Origin of the sequence: Sphingobacterium suaedae, from assembly GCF_042684625.1 — a bacterium.
In the GTDB taxonomy this organism is placed as follows: Bacteria; Bacteroidota; Bacteroidia; order Sphingobacteriales; family Sphingobacteriaceae; genus Sphingobacterium; species Sphingobacterium suaedae.
Map to the genome: position 1 here is coordinate 712747 of NZ_JBHULR010000003.1, position 26307 is coordinate 739053.

Below are 26307 nucleotides of genomic sequence, written 5' to 3' on the forward strand. Positions count from 1 at the left end.
ATCGCAATTAAAAATCAACTTTTAGTGTGCAACCATAAGTCGCTGTGTACGGCATCGGTGCCATTTCTAATCCGGGGACAAAAACGGTCCCATTCATCGTTCCGCCTTCAGGATCCCAAAACGGAAACTTATCAAACACGGCTAAATTACGTCCATAAATACTGAACGATAGGTTGTTTGCATGTAGCGATTGTGCCATATTTTTAGGCAATGTGTAAGTGAGGGACAGTTCGCGAAGCTTGATAAAACTTGCATCGAAGACCCCCGCCTCTGTCGTTTGGTAGTATTGATTATAGTAGGCCTGCGGACTTACTTCAACAGTGTTCGGTATATACGAACCATCCACCTGCTGCGCCACGCCTGCCCCTACGATAAAGCCGGCTTCCCTGCCCGCCAATGTATTTGTTGTAAAACCATCCCACGATGCACGGTTATAGGTCCCCGAGTAGATCAATCCACCGAGCTGTCCGTCTAAGGTCATACTAAATCTGAAATCCTTATACCGTAAGGTATTGGTTAGACCCGCTTTAAAATCCGGCGCGGTATTGCCGATATATTCTTGCGTCGTCGTCCGTACCGGAATACCATTATTGAATACCATGTTTCCGGCATCATCGCGTACGAATTTCGTCCCCCACAGGTCGCTGGTACGCCCCCCTACGGTGCCCATTAGGTATGCTTGCCAGACTTGGGCCAATGTCTGACGTTCCAGGTTATCGTTTAGCTCGATAATTTTGTTTCGGTTCATCGACCAAATAACATGCACGTTCCAGTCAAAATCCGTATGCTTAATGGGTGTGCCAGTCAGAACAAGCTCAACTCCACGGTTTTGTACTTCCCCAGCATTGATCACGCGGCTGCTGTAACCTGACACGATATCGTTGGGTAATGCGAGGATCTGGTTTTGAGTGCTCGACTGATAATAGGTCGCATCAACACCAAACCGGTTCTTAAACAGGCGAAAATCTACCCCCGTTTCCCAACTCGACGTAATCTCCGGCTTTAAATCGGCATTAAACATGGCCGTTGGCACCGTGGCTGAACTGGAGAAACCACTTTGCGCATAATATTTTGACGTCTGGTAAGGACTGGCGTCACTTCCTACTTTTGCATACGACAATCTGTATTTTAAGTAACTGACCGGTTCGGGCAATTTCAAAATATCCGACAAGATAAAACTACTGCTTACAGAAGGATAAAAATAGGAATTGTTGTTTTTCGGAAGCGTGCTTGACCAATCATTACGGCCCGTAAAATCCAGAAAGATCCGATCTTTCCATGATAAAGACGCCATTCCGTATAGACTATTCATATGCTTACGGGCGTCGTTCGTTTTTACCAGCGGATTGTTCACTCCATTTGCCAAGGTATAAACGCCCGGAACAATTAGCGCGTCTACAGACGACATCACATTCCGATGATCATATGTCATCTTACTTCCGCCGGCTACTAAGCTGTAATGAAAATTCTCCATTACCTTGTTTTTGTATGTCAATAAAAAATCAGCGTTCACTTCCTGGCTGGAGACGTCCTGGCGCCCATAATAGCCTCTCGGATGTTTCTTACTGGAAAATCCGCGTTGCGTTTCACGCAATTGCGACAGGGAGTTTAACGAAATACGTCCCATAAAATCCAAATGATCGGATAGTTTGATATCTGTTTTTACGTTTCCTACCAGCTGATTGCTACTGAGGGGATTGGTATCTACATACATTAAGTAATAGGGGTTACTGGACCAATCAGAAAAAGGGTTGAGTTGTTCTATGTTTTCTTTTCCATTCTTCCATATTGGCTTATACACGTTGATGTCCACGTTAGGAAGCAGAAACATCATAAAGTAGCCTAATGATCCATTACTCATACCAAAACCAGGAAGATTGTCACTTTCTCGATTGTTGAAGTTGACAACTGAGGAGAGTTTAATGCGTTTTGAGACTTCATAATTCCCGTTAAATGAAACGGTATTGCGCTTAAAGCCCGTGTTTGGTGTAATGTAGTTGTTATCTGTCCTCGACAAGTTCAAACGCATCGAGCCTTTCGAGTCGCCCCCTTGTATGGATAGTGCATTTTCGAAAGTTAAGCCGGTACGGTAGAAATCTTTCATGTTATTTTTGTATGGCCTCCACAACGTCCGTTCTTTTCCTTGAGCCTGCGTAGCTGGGTCATACTGAAAGAAATACTGTCCATCGAATTTAGGGCCAAATGCCGCCGGCGTGTTCGTGCTCGGACCGTCTTCCGAATTCCCCCAGGAATAATAAAGTTCTCCGTTTTCGTCTCTCGCCGCCATATTGCCCGAACCATATTCATACTGGTAATTCGGCCAGTTGATGATTTGGTCAAATAGCGCCGTAGAATTAAACCCTATCCCTAATTTTTGATTTTTCTTACCCGATTTGGTCGTGATAATCAAGACGCCATTGGCCGCCCTGGATCCATAAAGCGCTGCCGCAGACGGACCTTTTAAAATACTCACACTCTCAATATCTTCTTGCCTCAGTTCTGATATGGCATTTCCATAATCGACAGGAGCTTCTGTGCCGTAGGCTGCACCAACGTTATTTCCATAGGCCGTAGTTTCTTGGTTCATTGGAACTCCATCAATTACAATAAGTGCATTATTGCCTCCTGGAGCAAGCGATGTGGTACCACGCAACTGTATACCCTGTGAATTTATGGGACCCGTACTGCCCGAGGTGATATTCAAGCCGGCAACTTTTCCCTTTAAGCCCTCCGACCAATTATTAGATACTGCTGTTGCAAGCTGTTCTGCGTTAACAGTCTGTTGCGCATAACCAATTTCCTTTTCTTCCCTTTTGATTCCCAAGGCTGTTACAACCACTTCATCCATCGTACGGAGGCTTTCCTGTAAAGCCACCGATAACTCTGTCATACCACCTGGCGGGATAGATACCCCTGTTTTTATATAACGGTCGTATGCCAAGTAACTCACTTCGACCGTGTAGACACCTGCAAGGACTTCCAGCGAAAACCGACCCTCCAGATCGGTCATCACCGACCGGTCCAATTCACGTATTTTGACAGTAGCACCCGAAAGCACTTGGCCGTTTGTGTTTTTCACCTGTCCGGTTATCCGTCCATCTTGTTGCTCGGCCGTCCGCAGGCTTCGTGCACGGCCTTGTACTACGTGTTTTGCCCGCTTTATGGTCACAATATTGTTATCGATACTGTAGGTATACGGTTGATTGGCGAAGCAAATCGACAGTACTTCATGGATGCTCGCTTGATTCAAATGTACCGAGACATTCCGTGCCCCGTTAAAGATGTTTGCATCGTAGAAGAAATCATATCCCGTCTGTTTACGGATTTCACGCAAGACATCCGCGATGCTCGTATTTTTTTTATGAATGGTCAGACGTTGCCCGTAACTGCTTGCTTGGACATGCACGAAAAAGCAGGTTAGAAGGATCATTAAAATTTTCATAACACGTATGAATACTTGAAATTTCATATTTTTGTTGATGTGGTTTTTTTATTCTGTTTTTTATTTAGCGTAAGGGACTGGAATGAACTGAATCATTAGCGGATGGTGTTGGTCGCACTGTCCGCTTCTTTAAGCCCGTATTTTCTGTATAGTCGAATCTGTTTTATGTTGTTATCGTCAACCTCCTTTCTTTTCGTATAACCCGGATGGATCCGGTAGCTTGTAGCATGGTGATAATGCTTGACAAAGGTCTTTTGCGGGAGATCATACCGCTGAACCTCAGTTTTTCAAGTTCCTTTGGGCAGTCGATTTCTACATTATACCATCGAGATACCTGTTGTAGGATATGGATCAACTGTTCGTTCTTATAAATAAAATCACCATTTTTCCAAGCAATATCCTGCTCGATATCTGCCTTGGAAACAGCAATAGTTTCGCCGATCTGCGCGCGCTCTCCAGGTGTTAGCAAGACCCGCTCCTCGCTGCCGGGACGGGAAACCTTAACAATGCCCTCGACTAAAGTGGTACGTTGCATTCCATTTTCGGGATATGCATTGACGTTGAACTGTGTACCCAGTACTTCTATTTTTTGCTGGTCCGTCTCGACAATGAATGGTATACGATCCGTGGGAAAACCTGGCAAATACCGCGTCGCTACATTAAAGTAAGCTTCACCCGTAATACGCACGGCTCGTGAGCTAGCCGAAAACTGTACAGGAAATGTAACCGAAGAAGAGGCGTTCAGCCTTATCGTTGTTCCATCCGACAGCACGATTTGATACTGGCCTCCCCGCGGTGTTTCTATCGTATTGTATTTCGAAGTATATCCTGCTGTCTTTTTCGATGAATCTGAGCTGTACACGACTGTTCCATCGTTCTGCTTCGATATATGTAAACCATATTGCTCGGCTATGTTGCCTTCAGCAGCTTCATCAAGCGCGATCTTAGTGCCATCCACTAAGATAAGAAATGCTTTATCAGATCCTGGAGCAACATCTGCACTGACCAAAGATAGCTCTTGCGATCTTCGGTTATCTAAAAGTATACCTACAGTTAGAGCGATCAGGGCGACTGCCGCGGCGGCGGATATCCAGCCAAATACAGGCATTCTTCTCGGTTTAGGCCGGGGCGGGTCATACGCCAGCGTTTGATGTGCTAACTTAGTCCAAATGCGATTAATGGTTTGTTCATCGGGCGTTGAGCCTTCCCGCCCCGCTCCTAGTTGCTGATACCACGCCTCTAACGCACGCAACTCCTGAGGCGTACATGCATTTCGGCTATATTTTTCCAGTAGTTCCTTAATATTTTCTTTCACAAAAAGAATATGAATGTCTAAAGTTGACCCTTTTCCGGATCCCCTTTATCTATAAAGGAACATAAATACGCAGTTCGGCTATTCCCGAAACTAACTTTAATAATTTCTTAATTTAGGTAACGATTTATTAACACAACTCCACCAATCGCAAATGGCAGATCAAAGAAAAAAATAACTGGTGTTCTTCAAAGCGTGCAAAAAGCGTTTTCGAATAGCCTTCAATTGATTGTGTACTGTATTTGGCGAGGTAGAAAGCAGTGTCGCTATTTCAGGAACCGATTTGTTTTCTTCATAGCGGAGCTTGTAAACTTGTCGCATACGATCAGGGAGCGCAAAAATCGCTTGATCAAGGAGGGATTCCACCTCTTCAGTATGCGCTTGCCTGAATGCTGCAGATAGCTCCTGAACACCTGCTATATATTCGGGCATGGTTTCCCAAATCTCCACAAATTGTGGCTGTAGCCTGTTGCTCCGGTAAAAGTTCAAAACCCTATTGATCGCCATTCCGTATAAATAAGGGTAAATATCCCCTTTCGGTTGGTAATGCATACGTTTCTCCCACAAGGACAAGAATATGTCTTGTGCGAGATCTTCCACAACGTCCCGATCTTCAATTCGTTTACTGATTTCTTGAAACAACGCCCTTATATGACGATGGTAGATAATTTCAAATGCTCGCCGGTCTCCCTTCCGTAAAAAATCCCAAAGCTCCTGGTCTGTGTACGATTCCACGACGGTAGTTTTAAAATTTATAGTCTTCGTTTAAATGCTAGCAAAATTAACGGATTTCAAGAGCATCCTACATTAAGTTTTTATTACCTAACAAATGAAGCGTGATGACAAACGACTTAGTAATAAAAAAGCATCGATTACTGTCCTCCTCGATTTTAGCAGTAAGGGTGTCCATGCCTAGCATCACCCGTACAAGGTACGGTCGTGAAAATCTGATTCCCTAACCATATCAGATAGAATAAAATACGTATACTAGCAAATCAAAGAAAAGGGTTAGAAAAGCCTGTCTTCATCCCATTGGAGTTTTATATTCAATTAACTTTATCTTAATTATATTTTTATACCGAAGGTCTACCTTTGGGAAAAATTCGCCGAATGAATGACACACAGCTTCTTGAACTTTTTCTACGCGTTAAGCAAGGAGACCGGAACGCATTCACGACGCTGTACAGCAGCTGTTGGCGTGTCGTATACGACTTGGCCTTCCTAAAGACGCGGGACGAAGACGAAGCCAAAGACATCTTACAGGAAATTTTCGTTAATCTTTGGGAGAAACGTACGCGGCTGACAATCCAGTCAAACGTGCAGGCCTATCTTTACCGCATGGCCAAGCACGAGATTATCCGTCGTCTGGAAGCTTCCTTGTCCTTATCACGCAAAACAGACATCTATCGTGCTGCCGTAGAAGAATTAAGCCATTCGCTTGATGCCTCTATAGAAGCCAAAGAACTGAAGCAACGTTGGGATGCGGAAATCGCCAAACTTCCTCAAAGGCAGCGCGAAATATACACATTACATTACGAGCGCGATTACACCATACGGGACATAGCATTGGAATTAGGCATAGCCGAACAAACGGTAAAGAACCAGTTGGTAGCTGCTAATAAAAAAATTAGGCAGGTCATGGAACTGGGTCTTCTTTTTTATCTGATCACGCTTCCACATTAACCGCTCTCCGTCGGTTTACATTTATAAAACAATTTATTCATAATTTCTTAACGGATATCCTATAGTACGATATACCACCTTCAGCCTCATGTTATATATGGATCAACGCAGAAGGAATGGTCGGCGAAAGCTTAACGACCTATTACAGGATTATCTCCGCGAGGATATCCGCCCTGTCGACAAGCAGATTATAGAAGATTGGCTTGACAAAGAAAGATTTGAAAAAAAAGAATTAAAGAAAGCCGACGAGAAAGTTGGAAACGATGTCTTCATAAGAATACAGGCCATCTTAGATGCTCAAGAACGGGTGCCGAACGGAAAAACTAGATGGTTCAGTAAGCCCATACGATTTGCAACCGCCGCAGCGTTATTGGTCGTGTTTACAGGAACCTATTTGTTGCTGCGACGTTCACCAACCTCCATATCGAGAAATCAAAGCGAGCATGTTTCCGTGTTGGACAGCATCGTAACGCGTCCCGGGCAGCGCGTAAAGGCGGTACTACCGGACAGCAGTATCCTCTATCTTCATGGAAACAGTAAAATACGTTACGCCATCAATCTAAATGCGACCGCCGAACGTAAAATCTTCCTGGACAAGGGTGAGGCATTCTTTGAGGTGACGCACCGTCCCGAACAGCCATTTGTCGTGGCGACCTCCATGGGTACCAATAAGGTTTTAGGGACCTCCTTTAATATCAAGCTCCGCGATGACCACGGTCACTATCAATTGTCCGTCAACAAGGGAACAGTTGCATTCGCCTCATCCTCTCACGGAAATTTTCGGAAAATCGTCTCCAGGGGACATCTGCTTACCTACGATGCAGACAACTCGGCTATAGAAGTTCGTACCGCAAGTACGGAAGATTTAAGCTCTTGGAAAGACAATGTGCTAATCTTCTCGAACAACAATTGGTTCCAAGTGAAAGAAAAGCTTGAAACCTGGTTCGGGGTTGACCTGCATTTTGCAGGTCCGATTTCTCAAAACCACTATTTTACGGCCAGGTTCGAAAAGCCGACATTGGCCAAGGTCCTTAAAGGGCTCCAACATATCAATGCATTCCAATATCATGTGAAGGGAAAGGAGGTTTTTATCGACTAGACATACCGCCTATTTTAACAGAAACCGGAGCTTTCGCAGAGCCCCGGTCTGATGTTTCTAAATAAATTTTGCACTTACTAAAAACAATACAATATATGTTAAAAAAATCGAAACTGTATCATTATACACTTTTTGTTATGAAATTATCCATAGCGACCTGCTGCTTTTTCTACGTTGTGGTAAGCAGTTTGTACGCCAATACGCTGCATGCACAGAAGCTCGACGAAGTACACGTCAATCTCTCGGACAGGTCATTGACTATCGATGAATTGTTGCGGCAGGTTCAAGAGCAATCGGCCCTCAGTTTCATGTATAACCCCAAAGAAATCAAAAGCCAGCGCCGCGTGCAATTGACGAACCGAAAACTTAACGGATATCAGCTTCTTTCCCTTTTAAAGGAGCAACTCGCCATCAGTTATCGTATCGATGGAAACGCACTCTATCTTGAACGTCGACAAACGCCAGGCATTATCAAAGGTAAAGTATATGACCAAAGCGGCAACGTTCTTATCGGAGCTACGGTCAACATAGAAGGAACATCCCAAACCGTCCAAACCAGCGAAGATGGTTCCTACTCCATGCGTACAGCGCCCGGTAACATCGTTTTAACGGTCAGTTATATCGGCTATCAAACACGTAAGTTTAACATACAGTTACGCGAAGCACAGGAGCTGTCGTTCAACGCGGAGCTTGAGGGAGCCGGTCTGATCGAGGAGATCACAGTGTCTTACGGAAAGCAGAAAAGGCTCGAGGTGACAGGTGCTATCAATCAGATTGACGCTACCGCCCTTCAAGACATGCCTGTGACCCAGTTTGCGCAACAACTCCAAGGGCGTGCTCCAGGCGTACAAATCTACCAAACTTCGGGTCAACCAGGACGCGGCATGTCATGGCGTATCCGGGGAGCGGCATCACTTAACTCGGGTAGTTCTCCCCTATTCGTAGTAGATGGAATGCCTATCACGGGAAGTATAAATAACATCAATCCTAACGAGATTGAATCCTTTTCCATCTTAAAGGATGCCTCGGCAACCGCACTTTATGGTTCGCGGGCTTCGAATGGTGTTATTCTGATTACCACCAGGAAGGCAAAACCATCCGAGGGAACGAAAATCGACTTCAATGCAAACTACGGCATCCAAAGTATACCAAGCCGCGGTGTACCGGCCATGATGACCGCACGGCAGTACGCCACCTTTATGAAAGAACGCTTTGAAGATATGATCAGGTACGAAGATTTCAAAGGGACAATACCTGAGGAATACCAAAATCCGGATCAATATGGCGAGGGTACGAACTGGTTTAAACTATTGACACGTACTGCTCCGCAGCATAATTATGATATCAGCTTGAGCTCGGCAAAAGAGAACTCGACGACGATGGTCATCGGCGGATACCAGCATCAGGAAGGTGTTGTTGTAAATAGTGGCACCAAGCTGTTTTCTATCCGGGCAAACCAAAGCTATCGCCTGCTGGATAGTAAGCTCCGCATTGGTGTCAATCTAGCACCGAGCTACCGCTTAGATCACAACAACCGACTGGAAGATGGCATACAGGGCATCGTACAGAAAACTTCGGAGGCAAGTCCATTGATCGCTCCCTACGATGAAAGCGGAGCATATACCCGATTTGTAAGCTCGCCCGGAATGGTCAGTTACATTAATCCACTGGCCCGCTATGAACTGACGGTAGACGATTATAAGACCAGCAGGTTATTAGGGAATGCTTATATTGACTATCAGGTTCTCGACGGACTGAAGGTCAGCGGACTAGCAGGCGTCGATATGGGGCGAGAGATGCGCCAATACTTCGTACCGTCCTTCCTCAATACAAACAACATTTCATCAGGCACAAGCAGTTCCCTGGAAAATTACAGCTATACAGCCGAACTTAACCTGAATTATGACAAGACTTTTGGCAACCATCATCTCGACGCGTTGGTTGGTTATTCAGTTCAGTCGTTTCGGCAGGCCTCCAATACCGTGAGTGGTCAGAATTTCGCGAGCGACGAGATACCATACCTCAATGTAGCCGCAAACATAACGGGAGGGTCCAGTAACAGTACAAGCTATGCCTTACTATCTTATTTAGGACGTATCAATTACAGCTACAAGGATCGGTACCTCGTTGCTGCATCTGTACGCCGGGACGGCTCTTCCCGCTTCGGAAAGAATGAACAGTATGGCACATTTCCGGCTTTTTCTGCGGGATGGATCTTGAGCAAAGAACGTTTTTTGGAAACTATAGCTCCGCTAAATTTACTAAAGTTACGTGCTAGCTATGGCTTTACGGGCAATAACAATATCGGTAACTACACGCATATTCCACAGATCGGTAACTCAAATTATGTAATTAATGGCGAACTGGTCCAAGGGAGTACCGTCACGACCTTGGGCAATACCTATCTCGCTTGGGAAAAGACACGCCAACTGGACGTCGGCCTAGATATAAGCTTGTGGAACGACAAGCTTACCTTCACGTACGATTATTACAACAAACTATCCGACGGGCTTATCCAGGCACGCCCTATCGACAGAGCCTCAGGCTTCGCCAGCATCACCTCCAATGTGGGTGCAGTGAAATTTTGGGGGCATGAACTTTCGATCGGCACCCAGCAACAGTTTGGCGAACTACATTGGATCTCCTCGTTCAATATGTCCTTCGACCGCAACCGCATCCAGCGCCTGGTCAGCCCCGGCTATATCCGCAGGTTTAACAATATCTCTTCCGATTATTACAGAAACCAAGAAGGGTATCCGCTTGGGATGTTTTTCGGTTTTATACATGAAGGACTCATCAAGGATGAAGCAGATCTACAAACGGCGCCAAAGTATAACAAAATTGCTGTCGGTACCATCAAGATGCGCGACCTAAATGGAGACGGTCTTATCGATGAAAATGACCGTACATTCATCGGGGATCCGAATCCAGATTTTCTTTTTGGATTCCATAATCAGTTCCAATACAAAAATATAGACGTAAGCTTTTCGATGGCGGGTTCCTACGGTGGAAAATTGATTCTACCGGCAAAATGGGCTTATCTGACAAACATGGACGGTGCCCGTGCAGTGTTGGCCGAAGCAGCTGACCGCTGGCGTTCGGAAGACAATCCCGGCTCTGGAAAATACCCACGCACGCTGTCGGGAACAACCGCGTGGGGCCGAAATGTCAACTCTCAATGGGTGGAAGATGGTTCCTATCTGGCCATGAAAAACATAACCATCGGTTACCACATCCCGGCAAAAAACACCTGGATCAGGAATGTCAGGGCTTATGCCAGCATACAGAACGTCTTTTACGTCATGTCCTATTCAGGCATGAATCCAGAAATCAGCCTTAACGGCCTGGAGGGAGCCAGTATCGGTATTGATGAAAATGCGTACCCTGTGCCGCGCATATTCTCTCTTGGTTTTAACTTAACACTCAACTAAATATGAAAATCGCTATAAATTTCAAAAACGTATACCTTTGCGCCGTCTTGTCGGGTTTTCTAACGCTATCCGGTTGTCAGGACTATCTATCCCTGGCGCCGGAAGATCAAGTCTCTGGTTCCAATTTCTTCAAAACAGAAGCAGATTTCACCCAGGCCCTTCATGCCACATACAATCCCCTAAGGACGGTTGGTCCCGATTACTATACCTCAGAGATGCGTTCCGACAATACGCACTACGAGTACAACCCCGGCAATCAGGGCACAGCCATCTACATGCGCCAGGATGTCGCGGACTTTACCAATAGTTCGAGTAATGACTATTCGGCGGCAATCTATTATGACAGCTACGTGGGCATCTCACGCGCCAATGTTATCCTGGATCGGCTCGGCGATGCGAATATCCCGGAACCTGTCAAAAATAGGATCGAAGGCGAAGCACGTTTTCTTCGTGCGTTTTACTACTTTAAACTCGTGCGGTATTTCGGCAAAGTCCCGCTATATATCCACGAGGTAACTGATGAACGTGAGGCCTTCCAACCTAGAGCAGAAACAGACGCTGTGTACGGACAAATCATTGCGGATGCATCCAAAGCAATTGAGTTGCTTGAAATCCCCGCGAAATTCCCACAGTCTGGCTATGCCAGTAAAGGCGCTGCGACGATGTTACTTGGCGAGGTTTACGCGACCCGCAAAGAGTACAGCAAAGCCGAACAACAGCTACTAAGCTTACTATCGATGGGCTACGACTTACTGCCAACGTACGCCGAGGTGTTTTCTACCTCCAATAAAAACAGTAAAGAATCTATTTTTGAAGTGCAGTACCTTCAAGGGCTTACTGGGGATATGCAAAGCAATTTTATTTATGTTTTCCTTCCCCGCTGTTACGATACTTCAACGATTACCTACGGCGTTAAAACGAACAACACCTCCAATACCGGCGGCGGTTGGAACACGCCAACGCAGGAGATGATCGACGCCTATGAGCCCGGGGATAGCCGGTTGGATGCTTCTATCGGCATTGCTGAAGGCACCTATGACGTAAGCAATTACTTCAAGCTGGAAGCTGATCGTAGCGTCGTAAATTATACAGCACCCGCCGGTAAAGTAGGTGTGCCGTACATCAAAAAATATTTAAACGCCCATGCAACCCCCAACAACACCAACGACAACTGGCCTATTTATCGATACGCGGACGCGTTGCTGCTGTTGGCCGAAGTACAGAACGAGCAGGGAAAGATTTCCCAAGCACTAGCGCATGTCAATCGTGTCCGCAAAAGGGCTATGCCTACAGCCTCTCCCCTACAGGTTGTTGATCAAGAGACATTACGTTCTGTTATCCTCCACGAGCGGCGTGTAGAACTCGCCTTCGAGAATCACCGTTGGTTCGACCTCCTCCGCAGTGGGCAAGCGGTCGAGATCATGCAGAAAAACGCGGTGTGGATGAAAGAACATTATTCATACCTCTCCCCTGAGTCGTATAGGATAAACGAAGACAAGCTGCTCTACCCTATTCCTTTTGCCGAAATCGGCGTAAATCCGTTACTTGACCAAAACAAAGGCTATTAATGAAGATACGTATTGATTATTATACCTTGCTGCTCGCTGGGATCATTTCCACGCAGCACGGGCTAGCACAAACCCCAAACGAGTCGGGCAAAAAAAACGACAAGCGTTTTTCCATCGCGATCATCCCGGATACGCAATATAATACCAAAGAAAGCCAAGGAGGTACCAATGCCCTCTTTGAGGCTCAGGTGGATTGGATCCTCGCAAACCGGGAGCACGAACAAATTGCTTACGTGATCCATCTAGGGGATATAACCGACGACGGAGATCAGGCTTCAGCGCAATGGGAAAACGCCGCAAAGGTAATGTACAAGCTGGAAAAGCCCCTACCTGGTCTTCCCCACGGTATTCCCTATGGCTTGGCCGTTGGAAATCACGACCAATATCCGAGTCAGTTGGCTGTCTCAGGTACCACGCGCTACTTCAACACCTATTTTGGTGTCGACCACTTCAAAGGGCGTCCTTATTATGGAGGTAATTTCAGGAATGACAACGATAGCCATTACGATCTATTTACCGCTGGCGGTACAGACTTTATTGTGCTATATATCGAGTTTGACGCCTTTGATGAGCAGCAGGAAGCCATGAATAACTGGGCTTCAGCAGTGCTGGAAAAATACAGCAGCCGCCGGGCGATCGTGGTAACGCACTACACGCTGTTTCTAAATCCTGTTGCTGGCAGTAATATCCCTGGGCGTGCTCCGTTCAGTAAGCAGGCCAAACGACTTTACGATCGCCTGAAGGCTCATAAAAACCTCTTCATGATGGCCGGCGGGCATGTTGGCGACAATGGCGAAGGCTTCCGTCAGGACACGTACAACGGAGTTACCGTAAAAAGTTTCCTCTCCGACTATCAAAGTCGTCCGATGGGCGGCAACGGTATGATGCGTTTAATGACGTTTGATCTCGAAACGGACAACATACAGGTGCGGACATTTTCACCTTATCACCACTATGAAGAAGTGGACGGTGATTCACATTTTAAATTAGGCTTATTCCGAGAGGCTGCCGCTTCACGTATATATGATTTTGATTTGGATGGTAAATCCGATTTGATGAAGTATCAGGCCGGCAATTGGTTTGACGCAACGGGCAAACTTCGGTACACACACTGGAACGCCGATGCGATCCCAACGCCATCCTATTTTGAAGGTAACGCACAGACACAAGCGATGTCCTATAACAGGAAGAAAGCCCTTTTCGTAAAAGCGAACGGTGAACACATATTCATGGGCCCCGAGGGGGCAATACCGGTACCTGCGGATTACGATGGTGACGGTATCGCCGATCTTGCCGTTTGGGATCCCGGTTTAGCCACATGGTTCGTTCAGGAACATCCGCCCTTGAAGCATGGCTGGTCCGAATCCACGCCCGTACCCGCCGATTACGACGGAGATGGGGCTGCCGAAAAAGCGGTTTGGCGATGGAGTAACCAAACCTGGTATATTGCCGAAGTTGGTAATATTCCTTTCGGGGAACCTGGCGACATACCTGTCCCGGCGGATTACAACGGAGACGGCAAAGCGGAAATTGCCGTATGGCGCCCCGCTACGGGACAGTGGTTGATTCATGGATCCGAGCGCACGGTCAAACTTGGCAAACGCGGCGATCTGCCAATTCCGGGAGACTATCTGGGTACGGGCAACGTTCAATTTGCCGTCTTTGACCCGGTACAAAAACTCGTGCTGTTTGAAGACGGAAAAACGGTTTCGTTCGATGCGACAATACAAGAGGTTGTTAATCTGCCTCAAGCCATTAAGTTATACTATCTTGAAAGTTTAAAAAAGTAAACTCTGGTGCTGTTCCAGCGGATCTGGAGCAGCACCATTAGCCTTCAGCATGCGTTCAACTCTATTGCTACCCTGTCCGTACCAAGGCAGGTAATTTGCCGCAAATAGGAGGTCGGTTCATCTGCGAAGAAAGATCCGGATAACATATCCTTTTCCTGATTCAAAGGCAACCGCTGTTCTATACTCTTCTTTATAACTTCTGGGCATTTTTACTTCTCCTCCTTAAAAAGTCCATTTTAAAACCAATTCCACAATTTACCGTTCTAAGGAAAGTATAAAGAAGATAAGTCCCATCAAAAAATAAACATATGTTTACATCTCCAGAACTCCAGATTATAAATTTCCTACGCAATACACGCGGGTCCGACGGAAACCCAGCTTATCCATTACCGCAAGGAACCGAACTACTTAGGTCGGTTAGAAAATTGATTTACAAGGGCATTCTTCGAAAAATCCGGACAACTAACCATAAAATAGCTGTAGGTGAACTGCGGCTCACTGACTTGGGCAACTTTTATCCGATGTAAAGCGTTGATGTACTTTTCAGGGGACGGCTTGGAAATGCCGATAAACTAGCTTTAAATAAACTTCAACGAATGGACACTTGCTGGTAGCGTATTCATCTAAACGAGCCTATGTTTATTTGGGCAGCCAAACATGACTGTCCAAAGTTCTTTACGTGTCTACATTCTTCTGCTTAAACAGGCCTGTACAATATGGTCTCGTTCCCTTCCTCGTTACATCTCACAAAACCGATTTTTTGGACGGCACGAATAGCCCTCAGGTTTTTAATGTTTGTACGGCTGATCACAGTTTTAACGCCTAACTGATGTTTGGCGATACGCATAAGAAGTTCAAACGCCGCTGGCATATAGCCATTTCCCCAGTAGTCCGGGAGGAGCGAACCGCCAATCTCGACTTGCTGTTTCTGTTTATCCCACCCGTGCAAGGCGCACTCCCCAATAAGTAGATCTGGGTTTCCTGCTGGACGGATGCTATATATATACGCACAGGCTGATATGATCCGCCGGGTAAATTGTAAAGGGGTTTCGTTTTCTAAGAAAGGACTGGAATCAAATCCGGCAGCTAAACCGGGATGTGTGTACAAGTCGTAAAGAAAGTCCGCTTGATCCACGGTCAGTTTTTGGAGAACCACCTTTTTGTTAGAGTTTTTCATTGCGTTAAACTAGAGGAAAAGACACACGACTAATAAACTAAATTATTCATCTACACAACAAAAAATAAATAACTGATAATAAATGTATTAAAAAATAAGAATACAAAAAATGATCTATAAAATTAGTCATTTTTTCTATAATTCCCCCCCATTATAATCATTCTGCGATTAAGTACTAAAATAAGACGTAATGAATCAACACCAACCCAGCAACAATACCTCAGCATCGAATAACTACTAAAGATCAATGCGAATTTTAATAAACGATTTGACGTCACGCGTAAAGTGAGAAAGCCGAAAATATGCAGCGCAGTAGACGGACTTTCTTGTGAAAAGCAACTATCGGGGACATGCTGTGCCATCTCGATCTAGCTTATCTAAATCGACGAATAATACCATAGAGGTAAGAAACATAGACTAAAGGGTGTGCCGTTGCACACCCTTTATCATACTGCCCCTATTTTACACCGGACCATAGCCTTCTGCTGTCGATATTTCTGAAGCAACAGGTGAAAAATATAGCCATCGCGTTTTCCTTCGATTTTACTTTTCAGTTATTGAATCCTAAAAGTCCTGCGGTGCAGATAGATTTTTTGCAAATAAACCCTTTTTATATCTTATCGGTCAAGGTACTGATATCGAGCTTTGGCTTTTCTAAATTCATGGACTTGATAGCATTCTTACATTCATCTACCATTTGCTGGCTCATTTTGTACTCATACTTTCCGTAATCATCATACTGCATCTCGCCTACATAAAAGAAGCCGTATTTGTCAAAAAATTCCGTCAGATCTGTTTTGGCAACCTCACAAGCTGTTTTGATGAAATTTAATTGGTGAACTGCTGGATTACGTTCTACAACCATCGGTTCCCTACCCCACTTTTCACGTATTTTTTGCCGGGATGGGCTATTGTTCGTATTTTGATTTCTCAATGTTTCAAAAAGGTCGGGATAGAAATCAGGATTCTTCCCTTCACCTTCAAAGTAAAGCTGTAGCTGCCAAAATGGAACTAATCTATTGAACACATCGGGATCTTGTAAATAAGAAATTCGCTTATCTATAATTGCTTCCTTAGCTTTTTTGAAATTATCCTGCGTTAATATCCTCGACTGGTTCCCAAAAGAGCGCATCACATACAGGGAATATATATTGTTACTAACTTCACCCAAGCCGCCCCAACTCAACATAGGCGATGTTTGATGAACATGCCCCACCTCATGACTGAACCCCCAACACGGGTCACCTTTTATCACGGAGTTGGGATCTAGGACCATCTTCATGGCATAACCTTGCTTGTCACCCATGTAAGCAACTCCATCTCCATCCCGAAACATGTAATAGTTATAATTGACTCTAGCCAAAATCTTGTTATGAGGGACCTTATCATACTTGATCAAACCCATCAAACGATGCTGCCTGTATACCAAAGAGTCATAATTACTGATGAGTTCCTTTCCCCTTCCATATGCGTACTTTTTTAACTCTTCTACTGGGTACGCAGTTTGTATATGTTTGCCTTTTGCATCCATAATCGGGTAAACAGCATGGTCTAAAAACGAATTCCAATCTTCGTCCGTATGTTTCTGATTGTCAAAGTATCCATTCACCTGCCCAGAAAGAAAATGAATTTGGATAGGCCTTTCTTCCTGAGGATTATCCGAGAAATAGCTGACGTAAGCTAGGCTGCCAAAGTCTTCCAGTTCAATGATATTTACCCCGTTCCTAAGCTTAAATTCTTTCTTTTCTATTCCCCACCCCTTGGGATCTTTCGTTGGATCATCCGGGTTTGGAGCTTTGCGCATCCAATTTGGTATAACCAATTTGATGTCTTTATCTTCTTTAATCCCATCTGCTATCAAAATATGTTTTCCGACCGGCAGGTAGATTCCCGTTACATTTTCGTACTTACTGTAACCATCGCCAATACTCAACGCTCGTCCCAACGTTTTCGGCGACAACAAAGCCGAATAACTAGCAAGTTTATAGTGATCAACTTTCTTTCCTGCCAACAAATTTTCGGCTAACACCCGAATATCTTTGTTCTGGATTTGTGCAATTTGTTTCTTGTTAACGCCCTTCCTCAAGCTGCTCGCTAGGCCATCTTGGAAAACCGACAAATCTAAGTAAGCTTGGTGCAAATCCTGAGCAGATTGTGACATACAACTACTGCTGATAAGAAATGCTGTAGATAGTGTAATTAGTATTTTTTTCATAATTTTAATCAATTGTCGCTTTCTAAAATACACCTAAAATTGGCTCGTCGCATTCTTAAATTTTTTGAAAACCACTAAATCGGCTTCCAACAAGCTTTTCAATCGTTTGTTCTAAATTTCAACAATTCATTGATCTAAATTTGCAAAAAAGTTTTATGCGTATTGCGTATTAGAAACTTAAAGAATCACCAACTAGCATAGAACGTAATACGATCGACAAAGTGCACTGGCGACGCTGGCCATTTTCATATATCGGCATGCAGCACGATGTCACTGTAATGGGATCCCTTTATTGTAAAAATCCGGTTGGAAGCTCGCCTCACTCTGCCTTTTTTCTTGTCAGGAATACGGAAGGCAAATCGTCAGATTTAAAAAATTATTGGGTTGACTTCAAAAGCTGGAAAAGGAGCAAAACGCAGTTAAGAGATACACAATTCACCTATTATTATGAGCTCCCTGGCGTTTATTTTCCAGTTCTCGGATACAAAGGAAAGGCTCTCGATACCACTCGTGTTGTATTAAATAGCGATGGATGGGAAGTCACCGCGGAACTCGAGCACGACAGCCTGCGTGTTTATCCAGTTGCTATGCATGCGCCTTCCTTTTCGAATCCTCCTACCGTATCAAGCAGTGCCGTATACCATGCAGGAGTTGACACCCTAAAGACGTTTTTTCTTAATTACGCGTGGGTGAAAGAAACAGGCATCCAGGCGGACAATATGGAATTCTCGGTTGACTTAAAGACCTCACCAAACCGCCCCGGTGTCCGATGCTCTCAAGTTAATCTCGTTTTATATGGCGAGCGCGACAAACACTATATCACCCTTATCAAGCCCCAATGCTCTTCTTGGGCGCACTATAAATTTTCAGAATTGGAAAAAGACGGGGAACGAGACGACCTTCGGGCATTTGGCCACGATCTTACTGCAGGGCGCAATGTCCGGGTGCGTATCAAAAATCAGATGGTTTTTATATTTTTGGAAAATAAACAGATCTTTACTACAAGATACGAACGCCCTATAGGTAGATTGTTGGGAATTAACATTATGTTTTCCGGTATCGGAAAGATCAGCAGCCCAACATGGGTATCCCTGTAAATATATCCCAACGAATTTGATGCTTCGGTAGATTCAATACAGTGCAATATGGGTAAAGGATCAGAGACCCTTCATCCCGAAATGAATAATATCTGTCCTTCGTAAGGAGTATATGATCGTTCGTTTAAAGTCGAGAAGTTCGCCAGCGTCATTTATTTTCCGTGTGATTTTCCGGTCGGCCTGACTTAGACTATTGGTATAGACGTTCGAGATAAACCTGCTACTTCCTATTCTCGCCCAAATATCTACGGGCGCTGCTGGTTAGGTGAGAAAAAAGGAGTGCCGATACGGATCGAGCTGATCAACACTAGTCAACCCATCTAAAATTCTCAGAATAATTCAAACCTTGAATGTTTGTATACTTTTGTACATGCTATTAAACATATTAGCATAAAAATACAAAATTTCTATAAAGTGTACAAAAAAAGGTTTTTATATCAAAATATGATAAACATAAATTGTTGAAAATCAAACAAAAACACCACAAAAGAAACGATCAGAAAATTGAATTATTTTCCGATACAGAACTTTGAAAAAATATTTTCCAAAAGATCATCAGTCGTAACCGTACCCGTTATTTCACCAAGGTGATGAAGGGCCTGCCGAATATCCATTGCCAGAAAATCAGAAGTTACCGGATTATCTATCCCATTTAGTACACGATGCAGCGCATCGGCAGTTTTCTGTAGCGCCTCTACGTGTCGGATGTTCGTCACCATAACATCATCCGTATTGATATGGGCGAGGTTCACCTGCGCAAGAAGTTCATCTTTCAACTCTTCGATCCCGATTTGCTCCTTGGCAGAAATATACACGGGTTTTAGATCCGTATATTCGAGTCGCTGCGCTTCGGTCAACAGATCAGACTTATTGATCAACGTCACAAACGGGATGCGTAAGTCCTCCACATCCGTTATTTGCTGGCGTACAGCATCCATACGATCTTGTGTCGGATCAAATAGATAAATAATCAACCGAGCTTGCTTCATTTTTTCCCGTGTCCGCTCCACCCCTTTTGCCTCGATCACGTCCGCTGTATCCCGGATCCCCGCGGTGTCAATAAACCGAAAGGTGATTCCATGGATATTGATTTCGTCTTCGATCGTATCCCGGGTAGTCCCAGCTATATCCGAAACAATCGCCCTTTCTTCATTCAACAACGCATTTAACAACGTCGATTTTCCAACATTAGGTTTCCCCGCAATAACGACAGGAACGCCATTTTTTAACACGTTTCCCTGTTCGAACGAGGCGATCAGTTTCCGGACGATCTGGTCTATATTCGTCACCAACGTACGAAGTTGATTACGATTGGCAAACTCGACATCTTCCTCGGAGAAGTCGAGTTCCAATTCAATCAATGAAGCGAAATGCACCAAGTCTTCCCGAAGCTGACGGAGCTGATTGGAGAATCCGCCACGCATCTGCTGCATGGCAATCTGATGGGAAGCAGCCGAATTCGAGGCTATCAGATCGGCGACAGCTTCCGCCTGAGACAGATCCAACCCGCCATTTAAGAAGGCACGTAAGGTAAATTCGCCCGCCCGGGCAGCACGCGCTCCCTGCTTGATTAAGAGGCCGATAAGGCGCTCGATAATATAGTTGGAATTATGTGTTGATATTTCTACCACATCCTCCTTCGTATACGAGTTTGGCCCGACAAACAAGGAAACCAAAACCTCATCAATAACTTCCTCGCCGTCACGCACGGTACCGAAATGGATCGTGTGCGAAGGCTGCATGCTTAAATCCTTACCTTTGAAAATGCCATTCGTAATTTCAATAGCCTTGGAGCCCGACAAGCGAATAACGGCAATTGCACCGTTGACACCCGGAGATGTGGCTAAAGCAACGATTGTATCCTGCGAAATCAATTCTGTAGACATAACACAAAGGTACGCTTTAGAATTGATTTTGATCAAACTTAATGCGTCCTGCGGCGTTCGTATAACGTAACAAAAGACATGGCGATATGGAAAAAAAAGTAGCGATCTTAACCGAAGAGGGATTTGAAGAGGTCGAATTGACTTCACCAAAGAAAGCGTTGGAAGCACAGGGCTATCAAGTAGACATCATCTCCCCAAATGAGAAGCCAGCGATCAAGTCGTGGAATCATACCGACTGGGGCAGTGAATTCCCCGTCGACAAACACATATCCGTAGCCGATGCGCAAGAATATGCCGCATTGATCCTGCCTGGTGGAGTGATCAACCCCGACAAACTACGCGTGAGTGAAGAAAGCATACAATTCGTTAATCGCTTTATTGATGACGGAAAATTAATCGCCGCCATCTGCCACGGCCCACTGCTGTTAACCGAAAACGGCTTCATTAACAACAAACGCGCAACATCGGTCAAAAACATTCGAACAGACCTGATCCACGCTGGTGCACAGTGGGAAGACAGTGAAGTGGTCATGGACAATCAACTCATCACCAGTCGGACACCCGACGATCTAGACGCATTCAATCAGGCTATCGTCACCCACCTGCAGGTAAACAATTAGCTCATTCGCGGGTAACCAATTCGAAAAAAATAAGGGATATAGTCCCTTATTTTCATTTATGCACCCTATATTAAGTTAATATCTTCTTAATATTTTGTTTATATTTAGGACACACAGGGGCGATATATTTAAAACTTCAAGCAAGTGGCAAAGAAAAAAATGAACAAAAAATTTATCCCTCGGGATATTAGCTGGTTAAGCTTTAACGGACGTGTATTACAAGAAGCAGCTGATGAACAAGTCCCCTTATCAGAACGCATTAAGTTCCTGGGTATATTTTCAAATAATATGGACGAGTTTTTCCGGGTCCGGGTGGCCGGGCTGAAACGAGCCCTCGCATTTTCCGAAAAAGAGGCCAAGGAAATTTTTTTCGAAAAGCCGCAAGCTATACTGGATGAGTTGAACGAACTCGTCATCAAACAGCAAGAAAAATTTGATAATACATGGCTAAAGGTTCAGGCAGAAATGGCCAGGCAACGCGTCTTCATCAAGACAGACACCGAATTGAACAGCGTACAACAAGACTTCGTTAAACAATACTACGAAGAGGAGGTCGAATCCAATGTCATTCCTATCCTGTTGGACGAAGCGCGTCCTATGCCCTATTTACGGGACAAAAGCCTCTATCTAGGCATTGCCATGCGGAAAACTGATTGGGAATACGAAACCCGGTTTGCCATTATAGAAAATCCCACGCGAAGCAATGGACGTTTCTTATTACTTCCCTCTCCCAAGGGAGAAAAACATGTCATGCTTCTAGAGGATGTTATCAAATTCAACCTTCCTTATATTTTTTCCTACTTTGGATTCGACACCTTCAAAGCGCATGCCTTTAAGATTACAAAGGATGCTGAATTTGATTTGGACAACGATATCAATACCTCCCTGGTCGAAAAAATTGAAAAAGGAATCAAGAACAGGCGGAAAGGCAAACCAACACGATTTGTATTCGATAAAGACATGGATTCATCTCTTATCGAATTCTTGATTAAAAAATTAAATCTTTCCAAAAAAGACAGCATTATCCCCGGGCAAAAAATACACAATTTCAAACATTTCATGGGCTTTCCCAAGGTGTTTAAATCGGAAAGCAAGCCAAAAGAACGCACGTCGTTCGACCATCCCGAGTTTGCTGGGCGTCAACGTATCAGCGACGTCCTACTAAAAAAAGACGTGCTTCTCTCCTTTCCGTACCATAATTTTCACCCCATCATCGATTTATTACGGGAGTCGGCCATGGATCCGGATGTCCGCTCTATTCAGGTGACGATCTACCGAATGGCAGAAAATTCGAAAGTGGCGAACGCATTAGTTAACGCCGCACGAAATGGAAAGGATGTCACGGTTATGCTGGAACTGCGCGCCCGATTCGACGAAGAGCATAACCTGGAGTGGAAAGAGCGATTTGAAATGGAGGGGATCAAAGTACTCCTCGGAATACCGGAAAAAAAAGTACACGCCAAACTCTGCATCATTAAGAAAAGAGTACATAATAAAACGATTCAATACGGTTTTGTCAGCACCGGAAACATCAACGAGAAAACGGCCAAGATCTACGGCGATTACTGCCTCATGACGAGCAACCGGACCGTCATGGCTGATATCAATAAAATCTTTGCAGCACTCAAAAAACCGAAGGTCGATATCTTTCAAAGTTTAAAACCCTGCAAAAGCTTACTGGTCTGCCCCACCGACATGCGCGCAGGACTAATCGAACACCTTGACAAAGAAATTACGGAAGTCCGAGCGGGTAGGAAAGCACACGCTGTAATCAAGGTAAACTCGTTAAGTGATAAACTACTGATCCGCAAATTATACGAGGCCGCCGAAGCCGGCGTGAAAATCGAGATGATCGTGCGTGGTATATATTGCGCAGTAAATCAAAAACGTTTTTTAGAGCCTATCCGGGCGATATCAATTGTAGACGAATACCTCGAACACGCCCGCGTTATGTATTTTTACGCTGCAGGAAAAGAAGTGGTCTACATCTCTTCGGCAGACTGGATGACCCGGAATCTCGATCACCGCGTGGAAGCGGCGCTACGGATTAACAGCAAAAAAATTAAGCATGAACTGATCGACATGCTTGCCCTTCAATTAAAAGATAATGTCAAAGCACGCATCCTTAACAATGAGCTCGATAATTCGTATGTAAGCAACCATAAGGCGCCGCACCGTTCACAAGTAGAGCTGTACAAATACCTGCGTAAAAAGTTAAAACAAGAATAAGCCGAAATACAACAGGCAATAAACACCTAGAAATGTTAAGATTTTGTTAAAGACATTTTAATGCCATCGTATTGGCATTTCTATTGTCATATCCTTGTGACAAAAGACAGAAACAAATAGAAGTTTATGAAAACAAGTATCAAAATTCTAGGTTTATTGGTCATCGCATTTTTGACGTTCAGTAGCTGTAGCAAAGACGATGATCCGGCAGATAATATTTTATTTGCAGACAAGTACAAAGGCACAATTAGCTATACGACAAACGATGACGATGAAGACGTGGCGGCGAGCGAAGGCACCGTCACCGTAACGAAAGTCGGTAATTTGTACAACTTCGCGTTTTCAAACGGCATTCCGAACATCAATGGAGTGGAATTCGAAAAACGTGGGGACAATTATTACTGGAACATAGGTGGTTCTGCTACCAGCTACATTAAAATTGATGCCGACGAACTATTTATTACCTACATCAAAGACGGCGAAACCTGGTTTGCAGACTGTGATCGCGATTAATGCACACACCGTTCTTAATTTATAAATGCCTATCCACCGATAGGCATTTTTTTTGAAAAGCGTTTGGAAGGCTCAACGTACCACAAAAACTTCCGATTATTCAGCTATTCCATGCCCAATCCTGCTCGTTTTTATGATATCTTTATACCATGGATATCACCAAACGTTTTCATCGGATCATCGCCATTTACTTTCAGTTGCAAGCCCGCTCAGTCGTTAAAGCACAAGATCTAGCGGCACGTTTCGATGTCAGTTTGCGCACCATCTATCGTGACATGCGTGCACTCGAACAGGCCGGCATCCCCATATACGGAGAGGCCGGCTCGGGATACTCCCTGACCGAAGGGTATAAACTGCCGCCCACGAGCTTTACCAAAGAGGAAATTCTGAGCATAGCAGCGTCCGAAAAACTCATGCAAAAATTTGTGGATCCCGACCTGTTCCGCCATTTCTGTGCGGCAATCAATAAAATCCGTGCCTATCTCCGTTACAGCGACAAGGACAACATCACGCAGCTTGAGGACAACTTGGTTATGGGAAATTCCGCATTTATGTTTAACGAAAATGTCCCTGATGCGCTATCCATTCTTTTCGAAAGCCTCTCGTTAAAAAAAGTAGCTGCGATCACCTATCGGGCGGTTCATCGCGACGAACCCAACCAGCGGTTGATCGAACCTGTCGGCATATTCCACGAAGGCAATTATTGGTACTTCGTTGCATACTGTCATTTACGAAGCGATTATCGGCATTTCCGAATAGACCGCATACAGCAGATTAAACGTACCGAAACCCCATTTACCAAAACACATAAACCGCTGTCTCACTACCTGGAGAAAAGAACATCCACACCGACAACGCGCGTCCGTATTCGTGTGGAAAAAGAATTCGCCCGCTACCTCCAATGGGATAGGCTGCATTACGGATTTATAAGCGAAGAGCGGAAAGAAGATGATATCTATATGACCTTTCAAGCCCGAAATATAGAAAATGAATTTGCCCGTTGGTATTTGATGTTTGCCGATCATGCGCATATCATCGAACCCGAAGAGCTGAAATCTCACGTGCGAAAAATCGTATCGGCTTTTCACCTATAAAACCAGTGGTCAACGTTGGCTACTACCGGCAAACAACAACTAAAAACAAGTTTTCTTTTCATTGCTAAAAGGTTTTTTTTATATTTATAGATATCCCTAATCATACATATGAAGACAAACATTTTTTTTATCACATGGGCTGCTGTATGTATTGGAATAAGTTCCTTTGCTCAGCAAAACCCCGTGTTTCCGGGCTGGTATGCCGATCCGGAGGCTATCGTGTACAACAATGAATATTGGATTTTCCCGACGTATTCCGCTCCGTACGAACAACAGCTATTTTTCGACGCTTTTTCATCAAAAGATCTTGTGAACTGGAAAAAACACCCGAAGGTTCTCGACAACAGCGCTGTTAAATGGGCCAACAAAGCCATGTGGGCCCCAAGTGTCATCGAAAAAGACAACAAATACTATCTGTTTTTTGGAGCGAATGACGTTCACGAAGGCGAAGTCGGTGGCATCGGTGTCGCTGTCGCCGACCGACCGGAAGGCCCCTATACAGATCTGCTTGGAAAGCCATTGATCAATGAAATCGTCCATGGAGCCCAACCGATCGACCAATTCGTCTTTAAAGATAAAGACGGGCAATACTACATGTACTACGGCGGCTGGCGCCATTGCAACGTGGTTAAATTAAGCGCCGATTTTAAAAGCCTCGTCCCTTTCGAGGATGGCACGCTTTATAAGGAGATAACGCCGGAAAACTATGTCGAAGGTCCGTTTATGTTCATCAAGAACAATAAATACTATTTCATGTGGTCGGAAGGCGGATGGGGAAATCCAGACTATAAGGTGGCTTATGCCATAGCTGATAGCCCCTTTGGCCCCTTCAAACGCATCGCTACAATTTTAGAACAAGATTCAACCGTCGCTACTAGCGCGGGTCACCACTCGGTTATTAAAGTACCAAACGAAGACAGCTATTATATCGTTTACCACCGTCGGCCTCTGGGAAAAAAAGCCGCAAACGAACGACAAACCTGTATTGACCGCATGACCTTCGACGAACAGGGATTTATTAATCCTGTAAAAATGACATTCGAAGGCGTTAGGCATCCCTTGCAATAAATCAACCAAAATACGCGATATGTAGGGGTTGAACAATGCGTAAAACACCCACCTATGTGTGGAAGTACGACGAAGCAATCTAC

Annotated in this window: 18 protein-coding genes; 12 read left to right on the forward strand and 6 right to left on the reverse strand. The window is 44.6% G+C overall.

Annotated features, from left to right (window positions below):
- Positions 1-7 precede the first annotated feature (7 nt).
- From ACFSR5_RS06550 to ACFSR5_RS06560, 3 genes are all read right to left on the reverse strand, one after another.
- Entirely contained in the window at positions 8-3469 is a 3462-nt protein-coding gene (locus tag ACFSR5_RS06550; protein WP_380901932.1) for a SusC/RagA family TonB-linked outer membrane protein, read from the reverse strand.
- A gap of 136 nt (positions 3470-3605) precedes the next feature.
- Positions 3606-4757: a FecR family protein gene (locus tag ACFSR5_RS06555; RefSeq protein ID WP_380901934.1), complete on the reverse strand. Its 1152-nt coding sequence runs from the start codon at positions 4755-4757 to the stop codon at positions 3606-3608.
- Between the two features lie 159 nt (positions 4758-4916).
- Entirely contained in the window at positions 4917-5489 is a 573-nt protein-coding gene (locus ACFSR5_RS06560) for an RNA polymerase sigma factor (RefSeq protein WP_380901936.1), read from the reverse strand.
- 375 nt (positions 5490-5864) lie between these two features.
- Between ACFSR5_RS06560 and ACFSR5_RS06565 the strand changes: the two genes are divergently transcribed.
- The 6 genes from ACFSR5_RS06565 (at position 5865) to ACFSR5_RS06590 (ending at position 14852) form a co-directional block, all read left to right on the forward strand.
- On the forward strand, positions 5865-6437 hold the full coding sequence (locus tag ACFSR5_RS06565; protein WP_380901938.1) for an RNA polymerase sigma factor: 573 nt from the start codon (positions 5865-5867) through the stop codon (positions 6435-6437).
- Positions 6438-6534: 97 nt separating this feature from the next.
- A complete protein-coding gene (locus ACFSR5_RS06570) occupies positions 6535-7536 on the forward strand; it encodes a FecR family protein (RefSeq protein WP_380901940.1) in 1002 nt (333 codons plus the stop codon).
- Positions 7537-7673: 137 nt separating this feature from the next.
- Positions 7674-10967: a SusC/RagA family TonB-linked outer membrane protein gene (locus ACFSR5_RS06575; protein ID WP_380901942.1), complete on the forward strand. Its 3294-nt coding sequence runs from the start codon at positions 7674-7676 to the stop codon at positions 10965-10967.
- A gap of 2 nt (positions 10968-10969) precedes the next feature.
- Positions 10970-12535, forward strand: coding sequence for a RagB/SusD family nutrient uptake outer membrane protein (locus tag ACFSR5_RS06580; RefSeq protein ID WP_380901944.1), 1566 nt, complete (start codon positions 10970-10972; stop codon positions 12533-12535).
- The gene (locus ACFSR5_RS06585; protein ID WP_380901946.1) at positions 12535-14325 is read left to right on the forward strand and encodes a metallophosphoesterase; all 1791 of its coding nucleotides are present in this window, start codon (positions 12535-12537) and stop codon (positions 14323-14325) included. Before ACFSR5_RS06580 ends, ACFSR5_RS06585 begins: the two co-directional genes overlap by 1 nt.
- Positions 14326-14633: 308 nt before the next feature.
- Positions 14634-14852, forward strand: coding sequence for a hypothetical protein (locus ACFSR5_RS06590; RefSeq protein ID WP_380901948.1), 219 nt, complete (start codon positions 14634-14636; stop codon positions 14850-14852).
- Between the two features lie 170 nt (positions 14853-15022).
- Here the strand turns inward: ACFSR5_RS06590 and ACFSR5_RS06595 are convergent, their stop codons facing one another.
- Positions 15023-15502 carry a GNAT family N-acetyltransferase gene (locus ACFSR5_RS06595; RefSeq protein WP_380901950.1) on the reverse strand — a complete coding sequence of 160 codons (480 nt, stop codon included), beginning with the start codon at positions 15500-15502 and terminating at the stop codon, positions 15023-15025.
- 610 nt (positions 15503-16112) lie between these two features.
- Entirely contained in the window at positions 16113-17717 is a 1605-nt protein-coding gene (locus ACFSR5_RS06600; RefSeq protein WP_380901952.1) for a M60 family metallopeptidase, read from the reverse strand.
- A 257-nt stretch (positions 17718-17974) separates the two neighbouring features.
- On the opposite strand from ACFSR5_RS06600, the gene ACFSR5_RS06605 reads away from it, so the two are divergent.
- Positions 17975-18814: a hypothetical protein gene (locus ACFSR5_RS06605; RefSeq protein ID WP_380901954.1), complete on the forward strand. Its 840-nt coding sequence runs from the start codon at positions 17975-17977 to the stop codon at positions 18812-18814.
- 509 nt (positions 18815-19323) lie between these two features.
- Here ACFSR5_RS06605 and mnmE read toward each other — a convergent pair.
- Entirely contained in the window at positions 19324-20700 is a 1377-nt protein-coding gene (gene mnmE, locus ACFSR5_RS06610) for a tRNA uridine-5-carboxymethylaminomethyl(34) synthesis GTPase MnmE (RefSeq protein WP_380901956.1), read from the reverse strand.
- Between the two features lie 86 nt (positions 20701-20786).
- Between mnmE and ACFSR5_RS06615 the strand changes: the two genes are divergently transcribed.
- The 5 genes from ACFSR5_RS06615 (at position 20787) to ACFSR5_RS06635 (ending at position 26224) form a co-directional block, all read left to right on the forward strand.
- Positions 20787-21320: a DJ-1/PfpI/YhbO family deglycase/protease gene (locus tag ACFSR5_RS06615; protein WP_380901958.1), complete on the forward strand. Its 534-nt coding sequence runs from the start codon at positions 20787-20789 to the stop codon at positions 21318-21320.
- 159 nt (positions 21321-21479) lie between these two features.
- A complete protein-coding gene (gene ppk1 / locus ACFSR5_RS06620; protein ID WP_380901960.1) occupies positions 21480-23549 on the forward strand; it encodes a polyphosphate kinase 1 in 2070 nt (689 codons plus the stop codon).
- 126 nt (positions 23550-23675) lie between these two features.
- Positions 23676-24062 (forward strand): hypothetical protein, encoded by a 387-nt coding sequence (locus tag ACFSR5_RS06625; protein ID WP_380901962.1) that lies wholly within the window; start codon positions 23676-23678, stop codon positions 24060-24062.
- A gap of 149 nt (positions 24063-24211) precedes the next feature.
- A complete protein-coding gene (locus ACFSR5_RS06630; protein WP_380901964.1) occupies positions 24212-25156 on the forward strand; it encodes a helix-turn-helix transcriptional regulator in 945 nt (314 codons plus the stop codon).
- A 108-nt stretch (positions 25157-25264) separates the two neighbouring features.
- Positions 25265-26224 (forward strand): glycoside hydrolase family 43 protein, encoded by a 960-nt coding sequence (locus tag ACFSR5_RS06635; RefSeq protein WP_380901966.1) that lies wholly within the window; start codon positions 25265-25267, stop codon positions 26222-26224.
- Positions 26225-26307 lie beyond the last annotated feature (83 nt).